Origin of the sequence: Streptosporangium oxazolinicum (assembly GCF_039537505.1) — a bacterium.
In the GTDB taxonomy this organism is placed as follows: domain Bacteria; phylum Actinomycetota; class Actinomycetes; order Streptosporangiales; family Streptosporangiaceae; genus Streptosporangium; species Streptosporangium oxazolinicum.
On the sequence record NZ_BAABAQ010000004.1, the window covers coordinates 268,055 to 283,676 of the forward strand.

Sequence of the window (15,622 nt, forward strand, 5' to 3'; positions counted from 1 at the left end):
TCACGGCCCCGGGATATCCGACCTGGGATTTAAGGCGACAAAACGGGTAGGGCCGCGGTATGACCGAAACACCCCCGGACCGTAAGGGTCTGAGCGACGAGCAGGCGGTCGAGGTCGAGGAGTGGACCGACGACCTCGGTCTCCACCACGAGATCGTCGAACACGACGACGAGCACCGGGACACCCTCGACGAGCGCCTCCGGCGCGAGGCACCGGACCGCGAGCGGGCCCCGCGCGAGGACACCCGCCTGGTGGCGCCGGACGAGGGGCTGAGCCCCGACGAGACGTCCGAGGAGTACGCCTCGGACGTCGGCCCCGACGACGGCGACCTGTCCACCGAGGAGCGCGCCGTCCACATCGAACCCGACATCGAGTATCGCGACGTCTGAGATCCCCGTCGGGGATCCCGGCACCTCACGAACCCACCGGACGGCACCCTCGGCTCCCTGGGAACCCCGGCGGCTCGCGAACCGGCCGCGAACCACCGGCCGCGAACCACCGGGCACGACCCCGGCCGGGATCCCCTCCTCGGTGCGACTGGGCGTCAGGGTCCTCTCCTCGGTACGGCCGGGCGCCGGGGTCGGCGCGCGGTGGGGCGCCCCCTGACCTTCCCGTCGTACGGCGGTCAGCGGGCGAGGGCCGCGACCAGGGCGTGCAGGTCGTCGACGACGTGGTCCGCCTCGGCGGCCCGGGGGCGCTCCGCGTGGAGGTGCCCCCAGGGACCCCTGCGGATCAGCGCGGTCCGCATGCCCGCCGCCCGCGCGGGAAGCACGTCGTTGTCCAGCCGGTCGCCCACGTAGAGGATCTCTCCGGGCTCGCGTCCCGACACCGCGACGACCTTGGCGAAGAACTCCGGGGCCGGTTTGGAGACGCCCCAGCCGTCGGAGGTGTGTATCGCGTCGACGGGCAGGTCCATCGCGGCGAGCGCGTCGCGCGCCTGCGGCGGCTGGTTGCCCGCGATGATCAGCTCGTGGCCGAGGTCGCGCAGCGCCGCCAGGGCGGGCCGCACGTCCGGGTAGAGGTCGTCGGCGTCGAAGTTGACGCGGAGCCCGTCCGGGTCGTCGCGCCTCCACGCCTCCTGCTCGGCCTCGACGTCGAAACCGGGCCGCAGCAGCCGGAAGGCGTCCTCGAACGACCTGTCGAGCGCGGCCATGCCGCCCAGCACGCCGAGCATGGTGAACCGGGTCACGCCCAGCCGGTCGGCCCAGCGCGACCAGATGCGCGTCTCGTCGATCAGCGTCTCGCCCACGTCGAACACCAGCGCCCGGACCACGATGCCTCCCCTCCCGTGCAAACCCGTCGATCGTAGCCCGCCCGGGCGGAACGACACCGGCCGGGACCATCGCGGAGCGCCCCTCACACGAGGGTGCCCCGTACACCCGCGTGTCCGCCACGTCGCCGCCGAGCTGATCCATAACCACGGGGCATATGCCTCGCATCCAGCCGGGCCACCATGTGACACTTAGAGTGTCTGTTCGGACACGGAGGGAGACACTTCATGGTGACGACGACACGGGGACGTCCTGCCCGGCACGTTCCCCCGGAGGAGACGCCCCCCGCCCGCACGGCGCGGGATCTCCTGGAGACCCTGCCCCCCACCCCCGGCTTTCGCGCCGAAGTCATCGACGGGAACCTGATCGTGAGCCCCGTGGGCACCCCCGAGCACAGCTGGAGCGCGACGCTCCTGTCCTACGCGTTGCAGCCGGTCGTCATGGAGCGCGAGTGGCGCGCCCACGTGGGCGGAGTGAACGTCTGCATCGACGGCCCGCGCGACAGCCTCGTCCCCGACTTCGTGCTCGCCCCCGCCGACTGCCCGCGCTGGGGCACCCTGGAGCTACGATCTTCCGGATTGATCCTGGTCACCGAGGTCGTCTCCCCCGGAAGCGCGCGCGTCGACCGCGACGACAAACCTCGCGTCTACGCGGCGGGCGGAGTGCCGATCATGCTGCTCGTCGACCCGATCGCCACTCGTCCGGCGGTCACGGTCATGAGCGACCCGGAGGGCGGCGCCTACCAGACCGTCACACGCGTCCAGCTGGGCAAGCCGCTGCGGATCCCCTCCCCCGTCGACTTCGACCTCGACACCTCGATCTTCCTGTAGTCCCGGGGCTCAGAGCTTCTCCATCGCCTTGCGGATGCGCTTGTCGGAGATCGAGTACGGGGTGCCGAGGGTCTGGGCGAAGTAGCTGACCCTGAGCTCCTCGATCATCCAGCGGATCTGGCGGACGTCGTCGTCGGAGCGGCGGGCCGGGGGGAGCTTCTCGACCAGCTCGTGATAGTCGTCCTCGATGTCGTGCACCTTGTTCATCCGCTCCCCGTCGCGGAACGCGTCGTCGTGGACCTTCTCCAGCCGCCGTTCGGCCCCCTTGAGATAGCGGAGCAGGTCGGGCAGACGCCTGTAGCCGGTGTCGGTGACGAAACCCGGATAGACGAGGTTGGCCACCTGGTCACGGATGTCCTCGATCGCGGGGGTGGAGCGCGACCCGGGCAGCAGGGTGGAGACGGTGTGCCAGACCTTGAGGATGCCCTCGACCCTGGCGACCACCTCGGCGGTGGTGTCGAACAACTCGGCCCGGACCCTGTCGTGCAGGGCGGCGAAGGCCGGCTCGTCCCAGACCGGGCCGCCGTGCTCGATCATGAGGTGGTCGGCGGCGCAGGCGATGCAGTCGTCGAACAGCGCGGTGGCCCCGGCGTGCGGGCTGCGGCTCAGGGCGAGCTTGGACTGGTTGCCGAGGCGGCCGAGCACCCATTTCGCCGGGGACGGGGTGTTGAGCAGCAGCAGCCTGCGGGTGCCCTCCCACATGGCCCGGCGCTGCTCGGCCTCGGTCTCGAACATCCGTACGGCCACGGTGGCGCCCTCGTCGGCGAGCGCCGGGTAGGCCTTCATCCTGCGCTGCTCGAACGTCCTGGGCAGCGCGCCCACGGTCCATCCGGTCAGGCCGGACTTCTCCAGGCCGTCGGCGGCCTTGGACAGGGTCTGGCGGAGCTTGGGGGCGAGCCGCCGTTTCAGCCCGGCCAGGTCCTTGCTCTCGGCCAGCTTCTGCTTGCGCCCGTCGATCACCCGGAAGGTGATCTTGAGGTGGTCGGGGACCAGGTCGGGCTGCCAGGCCTCGCGCGGCACCTGGACGCCCGTCAGGTTCAGCAGCTCGCGTTCCAGCACCGCGAGCAGTGGCTCCTGGGTGGGCTCGGCCCGCTCCAGGGCCTTCTTGGCGTAGTTGGGGGCGGGGACGAAGTTGCGCCGGATGGGCTTGGGCAGGCTCCGGATGAGCGCGGTGAGCAGCTCCTCGCGCAGTCCGGGGATCTGCCAGTCGAAGCCCTCGACGTTGACCTGGTTGAGCAGCGCGAGCGGTATGTGCGCGGTGACGCCGTCGGCGTCGGTGCCGGGCTCGAACTGGTACGTCAAAGGGAAGCGCAGGCCACCCTGGTGCCACGCGTCGGGGTAGTCGCGCCGGCTGATGTCGCCCGCCGTCTCGCTGATCAGCATCGACTTCTCGAAGCTGAGCAGGTCGGGCTGGCCGGTCCTGGTCTTCTTCCACCAGGAGTCGAAGTGGCGCCCGGAGACGACGTCGGCGGGGACGCGCTGGTCGTAGAAGTCGAACAGCGTCTCGTCGTCGACGAGGATGTCGCGGCGCCGGGCCCGCTCCTCCAGCTCCTCGACCTCTTCGAGCAGCCTGCGGTTCTCCCTGAAGAAGGCGTGGTGGGTCTCCCAGTCGCCCTCGACCAGGGCGTGCCGGATGAACAGCTCCCGGCTCAGCTCGGGATCGATCCGGCCGTAGTTGACCTTGCGCTGGACCACGATCGGGACGCCGTACAGGGTGACCTTCTCGTAGGCCATCACCGAGCCCTGCTTCTTCTCCCAGTGCGGCTCGGAGTAGGTGCGCTTGATCAGGTGCTGGGCGAGCGGCTCGACCCACTCGGGCTCGATCTTGGCGTTGACCCGGGCCCAGAGCCGGGAGGTCTCCACCAGCTCGGCGGACATCAGCCACAACGGCTGCTTCTTGGCGAGCGCGGACCCTGGGAAGATCGCGAACCGGGCGTTGCGCGCGCCGACGTACTCTGTCATGGGCCTGCGCGGCTCGTTCGGGGGACGGCGTCCGCCACCGGCGTCGGCGGTCTTCTTGTCGATGTCCTTGACGCCGACGTGCGACAGCAGGCCCGACAGCAGGGAGACGTGGATCTTCTGCTCGTCACCGGGGGTGCCGTTGAGGGTGACGCCCAGGGTCTTCGACATCTGGCGGAGCTGGCCGTAGACGTCCTGCCACTCGCGGACGCGCAGGTAGTTGAGGAACTCGGCCTTGCACAGCCGCCGGAACGCGCTGGACGACAGCTCCTTCTGCTGTTCCTGAAGGTATTCCCACAGGTTCAGGTACGAGACGAAGTCGGACTCCTTGTCCGCGAAGCGGCGGTGCTTCTCGTCGGCGGCCTGCTGCTTGTCGGCCGGTCGCTCACGCGGGTCCTGGATCGACAGGGCGGAGGCGATGACCATGACCTCGCGGACGCAGCCGTTGTGGTCGGCCTCCAGCACCATGCGGGCCAGGCGCGGATCGACCGGGAGCCCGGCCAGCTTGCGGCCGAGCGGGGTCATCTTCCTGGCCTGGTCGAAGGCGCCCAGTTCGAGCAGCAGGTCGTAGCCGTCCTTGACCTGGCGCTGGTCGGGCGGCTCGACGAACGGGAAGGCCCCGATGTCGCCCAGGCCGATCGAGGTCATCTGCAGGATGACCGAGGCGAGGTTGGTGCGCAGGATCTCCGGGTCGGTGAACTCCGGCCGGGTGACGAAGTCGTCCTCCTCGTACAGCCGGATGCAGATGCCCTCGGAGACGCGGCCGCAGCGGCCCTTGCGCTGGTTGGCCGAGGCCTGGGAGATCGCCTCGATGGGCAGGCGCTGGACCTTGGTGCGGTGGCTGTAGCGGGAGATCCTGGCGAATCCGGGGTCGACCACGTACTTGATGCCCGGCACGGTCAGCGAGGTCTCGGCCACGTTGGTGGCGAGCACGACCCGGCGGTTGGTGTGCCGCTGGAAGACCCGGTGCTGCTCGGCGGCGGACAGCCTGGCGTACAGCGGCAGGATCTCGGCGTCCTTGCGCTTCGACAGCGCCTCGGCGGTGTCGCGGATCTCCCGCTCGCCGCTGAGGAAGACCAGGATGTCGCCGGGTCCCTCCGCGCACAGCTCGTCGACGGCGTTGCCGATCGCCTGGATCTGGTCGTCGTCCTCGGCGATCGGCCGGTAACGCACCTCGACGGGGTAGGTCCGGCCGGAGACCTCCACGATCGGCGCGCCGCCGAAGTGCTTGGAGAAGCGCTCGGGGTCGATGGTCGCCGAGGTGATGATCACCTTCAGGTCGGGGCGGCGCGGCAGCAGCTGCTTGAGATAGCCCAGGATGAAGTCGATGTTGAGGCTGCGCTCGTGCGCCTCGTCGACGATGAGCGTGTCGTACTGGTCGAGGTCGCGGTCGCTCTGCAGCTCGGCCAGCAGGATGCCGTCCGTCATGACCTTGACGAGGGTGCCGTCGCCCACCTGGTCGGTGAAGCGCACCTTGTAGCCCACGGCGTCGCCGAGCGGGGTGTCGAGCTCCTCGGCGACGCGCTCGGCCACCGTACGGGCCGCGATGCGGCGGGGCTGGGTGTGCCCGATCAGGCCCCTGACGCCCCGGCCCAGCTCAAGGCAGATCTTCGGCAACTGGGTGGTCTTGCCGGAACCGGTCTCCCCGGCGACGATCACGACCTGGTTGTCGCGGATCGCCTCCAGGATGTCGTCCCTGCGCTGGCTGACCGGCAGCGCCTCCGGATAGGTGATCGCGGGGACACCGGCGCGGCGCTGGGCGACGCGCCGCTCGGCCCGCTCGATGTCGGAGGTGATCTCCGCGGCGATCTTCTGCTGCGCGGCGCGGTTCCTGACCCTGCGAGCCCCGTCGAGCCTGCGGCGAAGCCGCCGCTGGTCACGCAGAGTGAGCTCGGGCAGACGCGCGTGCAGCTCGGAGAGAGGCGATGTCAAAGAAGGCGTTCCCATACTGAACCCAGGATACTTTCGGCCCACGCGCGAAGGCTCACCCGCGGTCGTGAAGACGCGGGTGAGGCCGCACACCTGAAGGCCCCTGTGTGAAGGCCCAACCGCCCATGCTGCCCGAGTCGCCGCGCCACCGCATCCCAATATCCGGCCGTACGGCGGCCCGCTCCCGGTCCCTTCTCCCGGCCCCCGTATTCGGTTTCCACGGCGGCGGGAAACCGGGGAAAGGAGATGGCGAACCCGGAGGAGAAGGAAGCGGCCCCGCCCCCCGGGGTCGGGGTGACGGGGCCGTCGCGCCGGGGCTCACCCGGGCCCCGCGAGAGCGGGACCCGGAATCGGCGGTTGGACTGGGGATCGGCGGTTGGACTGGGGATCGGCGGGTTGCCCCGGGATCAGTGGGTTACGGGAGTGCCGGGTAGGCGTTCTGGAGCAGCTGGCGGAACTGGGCGGAGAACCACCGGCCGGAGATCGGCGCGTCCGGCAGGGCACCGCTCGCGTTGTTGCCGTTGCGCTCGTTGCCGCCGTAGGTCGGGTCGCACATCCGGTCGAAGCCCTTGCCCTCGTTGTTCGGGATCTCCCTGCTGGAGCCGTCGGACTCGCCGGGGGGCTTGATCCAGACGTAGGCGTCCAGACCCGTGGCGGGGCTGGCCTGCGGGCGCTCGCCCAGTCCGGCGCCGCTCTGGTTGCACCAGTTTCCGGCGTGGATCCTGCGGTCGACGCGCGACTGGTTGACGAAGGTGTTCACGTCCGTCGAGGTGCTGGGGGCGGACGGGCGGGCCGAGCCTCCCCAGCCGTTGCGGGAGGTGTCGATCAGCATGCCGATGGTGGACCGGAAGCCCTTCTGGATCAGCGTGGTCCTGAAGGCCTGGGCGAAGGAGAGCTCGTCGACGTAGAAGTTCCAGTCCAGCCACCGGGACTGGCGGACGCTCTGGCCGTTGACAGTGGTGTTGATGGTGAAGTGCGGCTCGCGCAGCGCCGAGTAGTTGGCGGTGTTGGTGATGAAGCCGTCCACGCTGTCGAAGCCCGCGGTGGTGCCGGAGACGGTGCTCGCGAACAGGTCGGCGGCCGGGCCGAAGTTGGTGTCCCAGCCAAGCCAGCCGTGGTGCGCGGCGTCGATGTAGGTGTAGACGTTCCTGATCGCGTGCAGCTTGTTCAGGGCGTAGCGGACGCCCTCGACGTAGGCGCCGCTGTCCTTGGCCTCCTGGCACTTCGGCACGTTGAGGTTGGTGATCAGGTTCGGCAGCGAGTCGATCTCGATGATCGTCGAGATCCGCAGGCCCGCGTACTTGGACTCGCCCATGATCGCGGCGATCGGGTCGATGTACTCGGTCTTGTAGCGGTTCAGACCGTTCTGAGCGATGAGCAGCTCACCGTTGGAGGCGAGCGCCGAGCAGTCGCGGTTGGGCAGGTTGTAGATGACGAACTGGATCGTCAGCGGCCTGCTGCCGTTGGCGGCGTCCTGCACCAGGGCCTCGTCCAGGTGGGCGCGCAGGCCCATCGCCGAGGAGGAGCCCGCGATCGCGGCGATGCGGTCCAGCCACACGCCGGTGGAGATGTTGGCGACCGCGCTGCCGCCCGGCTCGGCGGCGGCCTTGGCCGACCAGTCGGGGTTCACGTAGCCGTCGGCTCCGGCGTACGGGTTGTCGACGTGCTCGCCGTTCGGCGGGGCGCCGTCGTCGTCGGCCTCGGTCACCGCGACGGAGGCGGCGGTGTGGCCGGTGGCGGTGGCCGCGATGGTGGCGGTGCCGTTGACCTGGTCGCTGTCCTGGGCCGCCGAGACCGTCACGTTCTGCGCCGTGTTCCAGTTGGCGGTGGTGAACGTCAGCGTGGCGGGCGCGATGGTGATGCTGGTGTCACCCGTCCTGGTCAGGTTGACGGTGACGTTGCCACTCGGCGCCTGGCTGAGCCGGAAACCGACCGTCCTGGAAGCGCCCTCGGGGACGCTGAGGGAGGTCGGGGAGGCGACGATCGACGGCGTCGAGGTGCCGCCGCCCACGGTGAAGGGGACCGCGGCGGTCTCGGTGGAGAGCGCCGGGGAGGCGTTGTCGTAGGCCCTCGCCCTGGCGGTGTGAGAGCCCGACGCCAGACCGGTGGCGGAGTAGGAGTAGGGGGCGCTGGTGTCGGTGTTGACCAGCGTGCCGTCGACGTAGAACTCCACCTTGCTGACGGAGCCGTCGTCGCTCGCGGTCGCCGCGAGCGGCACGGCGGCACCGGCCTGGTAGGAGGAGCCGGAGGCGGGGCTGGTCAGGCTGACCGTGGGGGGCTGGTTGCCCGGCTGCTGCCCGCCGCAGGTCACGCCGTTGACCGTGAAGGCGGTGGGCTTGGGGTTGCTCCCGGTCGACGATCCGTTGAAGCCGAGGCTGGTGGAGGCGCCGGTGGCGAGGGCGCCGTTCCAGGAGAGGTTCCTCGCGGTGACCTGGGTGCCCGACTGGGACCAGGTCGCCGACCAGCCCTGCTGGAGGGTCTGCCCGGCGGTGAAGGCGAAGCCCAGGGTCCAGCTGGTGAGCGGGTCACCGAGGTTCTTGAGGGTGACGCTGGCGGTGAATCCGCCCTGCCAGTCGTTGGTGGTGTAGGCGACGTCGCAGGCGACCGCGGCGTGCGCCGTGGCGGCCTGCCCGGTGGCGAGACCGGCGGCGGCCATGAGCATGGCCGCCATGGTCGCCACCCGGTTGCGCCAGGTATGGCGGCGCGGATTGACTGTCATTCGTGATCATCTCCAGGACGATGGTGGGAGCGCTCCCATAGTCCGGATGTTTCACGGATGTGTACAGCTTGTTGCACGTCGGGGGCCCCTGAATGGGACCGTCCCAGCCCCTGACCTCACCGAACGGATTTCCGGCGGGATGAAAGTTTCAGACTCCTCTCCGAAGCCGCTCCCGGACGGTGCGTGGTAACCGCCGGTGGGTGCCCCGGGAGCCTTCCGGCGGCACCGCCCACGCCGGGCGCGAGCCGGTCTCCCGACCACCGGTGGAAAGCGCGCCCCCGGGCAGGGGCGCCACTCCTCGCTCACGCCAGTCCTCGCCCGCGCCGGCCTTCCGAGCCGCCTGCGCGAAAGCGTGTACACGGCCGGAACCGCCGACCTGCGCGAAAACACTTACCCGGCCAGAACCGCCGACCTGCGCGAAAACACGTACCCGGCCGGAACCACCACCCTGCACGAAAACGCGCACCCGAGCAGAACCACCGACCTGCGTGAAAGCACATACCCGGGCAAGATCCCCGGTCTGCGTGAAAACGCGTCCCCGAGCGGAGCCGCCGCTACTCCATGACCGCCATGGCGGCGCCCACGATGCCCGCCTCGTTCTGGAGACCGGCGGGGACGATCGGGGTGCGCAGCTTGATGAACGGCAGGAACTTGTCGGCCTTCTTGCTCACCCCTCCGCCGATGATGAACAGCGACGGGGAGAAGAGCGCCTCGAGGTGCTCCAGATACTCCTGCACCTTCTCGGCCCACTCGTCCCAGTCGAGGTCGTGTGCCTCGCGCGCGTGGTCGGAGGCGCGTTTCTCGGCCTCCTTGCCCCTGATCTCCAGGTGGCCGAGCTCGGTGTTGGGCACCAGGCGGCCGTCGATGAGCAGGGCGCTGCCGATCCCGGTGCCGAAGGTCAGCAGCATCACCACGCCCCTCCTGCCCTTGGCGGCGCCCGCCGCCACCTCGGCCAGCCCGGCCGCGTCCGCGTCGTTGAGCACGGTCGTCGACAGCCCCGTCGCCCTGGAGAACAGCCTCTGCGCGTCCGTGCCGATCCAGTCCTTGTCCACGTTCGCGGCCGACCTGGCGACCCCGTCGACCACGACCCCGGGAAAGGTCACCCCCACCGGCCCGTCCCAGGCGAAGTGCTTGACGATCTGCGCCACCACCTCGGCCACCGCCTCGGGCCTGGCGGGATCCGGCGTGGGGATGCGCAGCCGCTCCCGCGTCAGCCGCCCCATCGCCACGTCCACCGGCGCACCCTTGATCCCCGACCCACCGATGTCGATTCCCAGCGCTTCCATTGCTTACCTCCTGTTGACTCCCCCTTCCCCGTGATAGGCGACTGATACTCGTTTGCAGGAGCGGTCAACCCGGCTGAAAGCGGTTCATCACACACTGTGGTCCTCGCAGCCGGAAAGGAACTCCTCCCATGACGATCAGCCGCTTCCTCACAGGATTCGCCCTCACCGCCGCCCTCGTCTCCATCGCACCGGCGACCGCCCAGGCGGCGACCGGCCCGGTGACCACCGGCCCGACGGCCGCGCAGGACGCCGGCCCGTGGGGCACCTACTACGCCCCCGGCAGGAAGGCCAAGGCGAACGGATCGCTCACCGTCTCCGGTGAGGACCACGCGGTCATCCCCGCCGCCGAGACGGGCAGGATCTCCGGCAAGGTCTACGACCTGACCAGGGGCCCCTCCTGCGGCTGGGCGGTCTTCCGCCTCACCTACCGGACCCCCGACGGCAAGAACCTGCCGTTCAAGCACCGCAGCGTCGTCGACTGCTCGTACGGCACCCCGAAGCCGTTCACGTTCACCCAGCACGACCTCTACCAGGTCGAGCTCAAGGTCTGCTCCGAGGCCAAGGCTTCCAAGCCCTCCCTGAACTGCCTGTACGCGGGCAGCTGGAAGGTCCTCTACACCTCGAAGTGAGTGGCGGGCGGGATCTCCCCGCCCGGCACGGCCACCGGGCCGCCGCCTCGACGGGAGCGTCAGCTCACCGGGGCGGCGGCCCTGCGCCTGCGGCGCACCATGACGCCGAGGGCGGTGGCGGGCACGACCAGCCCGGCCACCAGCCCCACCAGGGGCAGGTAGTTCTCGTCGGGCTCGACGGAAGGGCCCTCGCCCTTCGCCGGGAAGGTGAGGGTGGCGGTGACCGCCCGTTTCACCATGCCGCTCATCAGGACCAGCCTGCCCTTCCACGGACCGTCGGGCATCCGCCCGTCCATGGTCACGGTCACCGGGGCGATGGATCCCGGAAGCAGTGTGACCCCGAGGTCGGCGGGGAAAGGCCCGGCCTGCAGGCCGCCGGGGCCGTCCGTCAGCGACAGTGACCCGTTCATGTCCAGGGTCCGCTCGCCGGTGTTGCGGACCAGTGCCCGCAGTTGCAGGCTCCCATCCGGGATGCGCGCGGGTGTCAGGCTCTCGATGCGGAAGTCCGACGGTGGCTCCCCGCCCGGCCCGACATCGAGGTAGACGCGGATCCCGACCCGGTTGACGACGCGCACGGGGTGGAGGTCGTCGGGTTCGGCGGCGACCTCCGCCCAGACGACGCCGAACCGCTCGCCACGCGAGGCGACGGGCGGCACCTTGATCGTCACCTGGGCGGTCGACGTGCCGCCGGGCGGCAGGTCGGCCGAGTGGCGGTCGAGCGACATCCAGCTCACCAGCTCGTTCCGGGGGCGGCCCTGCGGCGCGTTGAAGCTGTTCCGGACGACGTCGGCGGCGGCCGGATACAGGCTGACGTGCTGGGGTTTTCCGGACGTGTTGGAGATCTCCATCTTTCGCCGGATGGTGGTGCCGGGATTGAGATGGTCGACGATGTAGGAGAGCGCGCGAGGATCGCCGCGGCGACTGACCGGCGCTTCGAGAAGGCGGACGCCGATCATGCCCCGGCGATCGTCGGCGACCGGGCTCGCGCCGGCCGAAGCACCGGCCGACGCGTTGGCCGACGCACCGGCCACGCCCGGACACAGCGCGGCCAGCAGCGTCAGCGTTCCAGCGATCCGGCTACGCCACCTGATGTGTCACCGTCCCGGTGTAGTCGCCGACCTGGGCCGTGATGGGGACGTTCACGATCAGCGTGGGGTTCCACGTCGCCGTGCTGCCTCCCGTGCCTCCCGTGTGGGCCATGGCCGGGATGGCGGTCTGCGTCGTACCCGTCAGGGGGACGGCGTCGTCCGCCGTGGGCTGACCGGGGATGAAGACGCCGCCGCCGGAGGTGGCCGTCGCCGGCCCGGACCAATATTCCACGGAGGTGAAGGGGATCGTCAGCTCGGCGTCGGTGAAGTCCGTCGCGAACACCGTCGCGGTCCAGACCGAGTCGGCCCCACCGCGGGTGTCGGAGACCGACACCGGGCCGATCTGCCCGGTGATCGTGCCGCCGGGGGGAGCCGAGCCGAGATCGATCGGGCCGGCCGGCGCGACGATGTCCAGGCTTCCCGCCTCCACGGAGAACGTGACGACGGTGTCGGCGGTGGGGGCGGCCACCGCGGGTGCCGCCAGGATGAACATCAGAGCGCCTACGCCCGCCGAGGTGAGCACGACGAATCTCTTACGCAAGATCTCTTCCTTCCGAATGACGAGACATGTCTTCGGGGGGTGGCAAGTGAGTGATCTTCCACACTTGTCGCGATAACTCTAAGAGATCCCCAACTACTCAGAGTGACGAAAACGGCAAACGGGAGACCCGGAGATGTTCCTGTGACGACCAAAGCCCCGGAAGGGGACAAAGGGGTCACGTGGCACGATTTCGGGGAGTTCCCGGAAAACTCGGGTCGTCACGCGAGCCGGTTCGAGGCCGCCGCGGAGCCACTGCCGGGGTGTCAGCTCAGGAAGCCAAGGACACACTGGCTTCTTATTCGTGACATATGTTGGTAACAGATGAATGCGAATTCGGAAGATAACGACGCGGGATGTTAGATCATCCATGAACGCGGCCGGAGGCGGGTCCCGCGTCGCGGCGGTCGCCATCTCGGGTCCCGCGTGCCCGAGGCGCCGGGACGACCGGTGAAGGGGCCGGTGTCACCCGGCCGGTGAAAGGGCCGGTGTCACCCACCCCCCCTCACCGGCGAAGAACACGCCTCCCGGCCGGGCCTCTCAGCGCTTGACCGGGCCCGTCGAGGCCCTGACCACCAGCTCGGGTTCGAAGAGCAACTCGTCGGCCGGGACCAGCGCCTTGTCTATCTGGGCCGCGAGGAGGTCGACGACCGCCCGGCCCATCGCGTCGATCGGCTGGCGCAGCGTCGTCAGCGGCGGGTCGGTGCAGTTCATCAGCGCGGAGTCGTCGTAGCCGATCACCGAGACGTCGTCGGGCACGGAGAGCCCCGCCCTGCGGGCCGCCCTGATCGCGCCCAGCGCCATCACGTCGCTGGCGCAGATGACGCCGGTCACGCCTCTGCGGATCAGCCGCGCGGCCGCCGCGTGCCCCCCTTCCAGGGAGAACATGGTGTGCTCTATGAACTCGGGGTCGAGGTCCGCCGCGTCCAGCTTGCGCCGCGAGGGCACGTGGTCGGGGGGGCCGAGCACCATGCCGATCCGCTCGTGGCCCAGCGACCGCAGGTGGCCGAGAGCCATCTCGGCGGCGGCCACGTCGTCGCACGAGACCTGCGGGAACGCGAGGTGCGCGACCGCGGCGTTCACCAGCACGGTCGGCAGGCGCCGCTCCCGCAGCAGCTCGTAGTGCTCGTGGGGGGCGTCGGCCTGGGCGAACAGCCCCCCGGCGAAGACGACGCCGGACACCTGCTGCTGGAGCAGCAGGTCGACGTACTCCGCCTCGGAGACACCGCCCAGGGTCCGGGTGCACAACACGGAGGTGAACCCCTGCTGGGCCAGCGCACCCCCGACCACCTCGGCGAACGCGGGAAAGATGGGGTTCTGCAGCTCGGGGAGGACCAGCCCGACCAGTCGTGCCCTGTCACCCCGCAGCTGGGTCGGCCGCTCGTAGCCGAGCACGTCGAGCGCCGTGAGGACGGCCTCACGGGTCGCCTCGGACACTCCGGGCTTCCCGTTGAGCACGCGACTGACCGTCGCCTCGCTCATCCCGACCTTCTTGGCCACTTCTGCAAGCCGTCGCGTCATGATGAAACTATAAGGCAAGAGAAGCAATTACTTGCAGCGACTTGCGAAAGTTGCGTCAGCAGTCAGGTCCGGGTGGCCGTCCCGTTCACCTTTCGGTGATCCGGCCGCCGTCGACGTGGATCCGCCGGGTGGTGTGCACCGCGTCCAGCATCCGGCGATCGTGGGTGACCAGCAGTAGCGTACCGGGATAGGAGGCGAGCGCGGACTCCAGTTGCTCGATCGCGGCCAGGTCCAGGTGGTTGGTCGGTTCGTCGAGCACGAGCAGGTTCACCCCGCGCGCCTGGAGCAGCGCCAGCGCGGCCCGGGTCCGCTCCCCCGGCGACAGGGTGGCGGCCGGACGCGGCACGTGCGCGGCACGCAGCCCGAACTTGGCGAGCAGCGTGCGGACGTCGCCGGGAACCATGTCGGGTACGGCGGCGGCGAAGGCGTCCACCAGGGATTCGTCGCCGAGGAACAGCTCGCGCGCCTGGTCAACCTCGCCGACGACCACGCCGGGGCCGAGTGAGGCGTCGCCCTCGTCCAGCGGGAGCCGGCCCAGGAGCGCGGCCAGCAGGGTGGACTTCCCGGAGCCGTTGGCGCCGGTGACCGCCACCCGCTCGGCCCAGCCGACCTGCAGACTCACCGGGCCGAGGGTGAACGCGCCGCGCCGGACCACGGCGTCGCGCAGCGTCGCGACGACGGCCCCCGACCTCGGGGCCACCGCGATCTCCATGCGGAGCTCCCACTCCTTGCGAGGCTCCTCGACCTCGTCCAGCCGCTCGATCAGCCGCTCGGTCTGGCGGGCCTTGGCGGCCTGCTTCTCTGTCGTCTCGGTACGGAGGTTGCGGCCGATCTTGTCGTTGTCGGACGCCTTGCGCCGCGCGTTCTTGACGCCCTTCTCCATCCAGGCGCGCTGCATCCCCGCGCGCCGCTTGAGGGAGGCGACGGTGTCGGCGTACTCCTCGTACTCGTCGCGGGCGTGCCTGCGGGCGACCTCGCGTTCGGCGAGATAGGCCTCGTAGCCGCCGCCGTGCACCCTGATCAGCTGCTGGGCGAGGTCGAGCTCGACGACCCGGTTCACGGTCCTGGCCAGGAACTCGCGGTCGTGACTGACCAGGACGGTCCCGGCGCGCAGGCCGGTGACGAAGCGTTCGAGCCGCTCCAGCCCCTCCAGGTCGAGGTCGTTGGTGGGCTCGTCCAGCAGGAAGACGTCGTAGCGGCTGAGCAACAGGGAGGCCATGCCCGCCCGCGCGGCCTGGCCGCCGGAGAGCGCCGTCATCGGCCGGTCGAGCTCCACCGCGAGGCCGAGTTCGGCGACGACCTCCCCGGCCCGGTCCTCCAGGTCGGCACCGCCCAGGGCGAGCCAGCGCTCCAGGCCGACGGCGTAGTCGTCGTCGGCGCCCGGGGCGCCCTCCACCAGCCCCTGGGTCGCGGCGTCCAGCGCGCGCTGCGCGGCGGCCACCCCGGTACGGCGGGCCAGGAAGTCCGCGATCGTCTCCCCCGCGCGACGCTCGCGCTCCTGGGGAAGGTAGCCGACCGACGCCGAGGGCGGGCTGAGCCGCACGGAGCCGTGCTCGGGAGGAAGCAGCCCCGCCAGGATCCGCATCAGGGTGGACTTGCCCGCGCCGTTCACCCCGACCAGGCCGACGACGTCGCCGGGGGCGACCACCAGGTCGAGCCCGGCGAAAAGCGCTCGGTCGCCGTGCCCGGCGGCCAGATCCTTGGTGACGATGGTGGCACTCATACCCGAACGCTATCCGCCCGCGGACACCCCGGCGCCTCGCGCCATATGTCCGTTAAGTCCGGTTAATAACTCCGACTCGTCGCGGACCGGGCCCCCTCCCCCTCAAACCTTATTCCCGACAAATCGGAC

General features: G+C 70.2%; 11 protein-coding genes. 3 read left to right on the plus strand and 8 right to left on the minus strand.

From position 1 onward, the window contains the following. Positions 1–59 precede the first annotated feature (59 nt). On the plus strand, positions 60–389 hold the full coding sequence (locus ABD817_RS14120) for a DUF5709 domain-containing protein (RefSeq protein WP_344918331.1): 330 nt from the start codon (positions 60–62) through the stop codon (positions 387–389). Positions 390–625: 236 nt separating this feature from the next. Here ABD817_RS14120 and ABD817_RS14125 read toward each other — a convergent pair whose 3' ends face one another. Then, positions 626–1,273, minus strand: coding sequence for an HAD family hydrolase (locus ABD817_RS14125; protein ID WP_425583358.1), 648 nt, complete (start codon positions 1,271–1,273; stop codon positions 626–628). A 225-nt stretch (positions 1,274–1,498) separates the two neighbouring features. Between ABD817_RS14125 and ABD817_RS14130 the strand changes: the two genes are divergently transcribed. Next, positions 1,499–2,101: a Uma2 family endonuclease gene (locus ABD817_RS14130; RefSeq protein WP_344918332.1), complete on the plus strand. Its 603-nt coding sequence runs from the start codon at positions 1,499–1,501 to the stop codon at positions 2,099–2,101. Between the two features lie 9 nt (positions 2,102–2,110). Here the strand turns inward: ABD817_RS14130 and hrpA are convergent, their stop codons facing one another. The 3 genes from hrpA to ppgK all read right to left on the minus strand — a co-directional run bounded on the left by hrpA (position 2,111) and on the right by ppgK (position 9,994). Beyond that, entirely contained in the window at positions 2,111–6,007 is a 3,897-nt protein-coding gene (hrpA, locus tag ABD817_RS14135; protein ID WP_344918333.1) for an ATP-dependent RNA helicase HrpA, read from the minus strand. Positions 6,008–6,404: 397 nt separating this feature from the next. Beyond that, positions 6,405–8,708, minus strand: coding sequence for a glycoside hydrolase family 6 protein (locus ABD817_RS39575; protein ID WP_425583344.1), 2,304 nt, complete (start codon positions 8,706–8,708; stop codon positions 6,405–6,407). A gap of 554 nt (positions 8,709–9,262) precedes the next feature. Beyond that, the gene (gene ppgK, locus ABD817_RS14150) at positions 9,263–9,994 is read right to left on the minus strand and encodes a polyphosphate--glucose phosphotransferase (protein WP_344918334.1); all 732 of its coding nucleotides are present in this window, start codon (positions 9,992–9,994) and stop codon (positions 9,263–9,265) included. A gap of 128 nt (positions 9,995–10,122) precedes the next feature. Here ppgK and ABD817_RS14155 point away from each other — a divergent pair, with 128 nt between their 5' ends. After that, the gene (locus ABD817_RS14155) at positions 10,123–10,623 is read left to right on the plus strand and encodes a hypothetical protein (protein ID WP_344918335.1); all 501 of its coding nucleotides are present in this window, start codon (positions 10,123–10,125) and stop codon (positions 10,621–10,623) included. A gap of 59 nt (positions 10,624–10,682) precedes the next feature. On the opposite strand, the gene ABD817_RS14160 is transcribed toward ABD817_RS14155, so the two are convergent. The 4 genes from ABD817_RS14160 to ABD817_RS14175 form a co-directional block, all read right to left on the minus strand. Next, entirely contained in the window at positions 10,683–11,654 is a 972-nt protein-coding gene (locus ABD817_RS14160; RefSeq protein WP_344918336.1) for a hypothetical protein, read from the minus strand. A gap of 46 nt (positions 11,655–11,700) precedes the next feature. Continuing rightward, a complete protein-coding gene (locus tag ABD817_RS14165) occupies positions 11,701–12,252 on the minus strand; it encodes a hypothetical protein (protein WP_344918337.1) in 552 nt (183 codons plus the stop codon). Positions 12,253–12,789: 537 nt separating this feature from the next. Beyond that, positions 12,790–13,770 carry a LacI family DNA-binding transcriptional regulator gene (locus ABD817_RS14170; RefSeq protein ID WP_344918338.1) on the minus strand — a complete coding sequence of 327 codons (981 nt, stop codon included), beginning with the start codon at positions 13,768–13,770 and terminating at the stop codon, positions 12,790–12,792. 85 nt (positions 13,771–13,855) lie between these two features. Continuing rightward, the gene (locus ABD817_RS14175) at positions 13,856–15,493 is read right to left on the minus strand and encodes an ABC-F family ATP-binding cassette domain-containing protein (protein ID WP_344918339.1); all 1,638 of its coding nucleotides are present in this window, start codon (positions 15,491–15,493) and stop codon (positions 13,856–13,858) included. Positions 15,494–15,622 lie beyond the last annotated feature (129 nt).

Bases quoted from the DNA above. Each gene is read 5' to 3' on its own strand.
- ppgK (WP_344918334.1), bottom strand. From the start codon at position 9,994: ATGGAAGCGCTGGGAATCGACATCGGTGGGTCGGGGATCAAGGGTGCG.
- ABD817_RS14155 (WP_344918335.1), top strand. From the start codon at position 10,123: ATGACGATCAGCCGCTTCCTCACAGGATTCGCCCTCACCGCCGCCCTC.
- ABD817_RS39575 (WP_425583344.1), bottom strand. From the start codon at position 8,708: ATGACAGTCAATCCGCGCCGCCATACCTGGCGCAACCGGGTGGCGACC.
- ABD817_RS14175 (WP_344918339.1), bottom strand. From the start codon at position 15,493: ATGAGTGCCACCATCGTCACCAAGGATCTGGCCGCCGGGCACGGCGAC.
- hrpA (WP_344918333.1), bottom strand. From the start codon at position 6,007: ATGGGAACGCCTTCTTTGACATCGCCTCTCTCCGAGCTGCACGCGCGT.
- ABD817_RS14170 (WP_344918338.1), bottom strand. From the start codon at position 13,770: ATGACGCGACGGCTTGCAGAAGTGGCCAAGAAGGTCGGGATGAGCGAG.
- ABD817_RS14120 (WP_344918331.1), top strand. From the start codon at position 60: ATGACCGAAACACCCCCGGACCGTAAGGGTCTGAGCGACGAGCAGGCG.
- ABD817_RS14130 (WP_344918332.1), top strand. From the start codon at position 1,499: ATGGTGACGACGACACGGGGACGTCCTGCCCGGCACGTTCCCCCGGAG.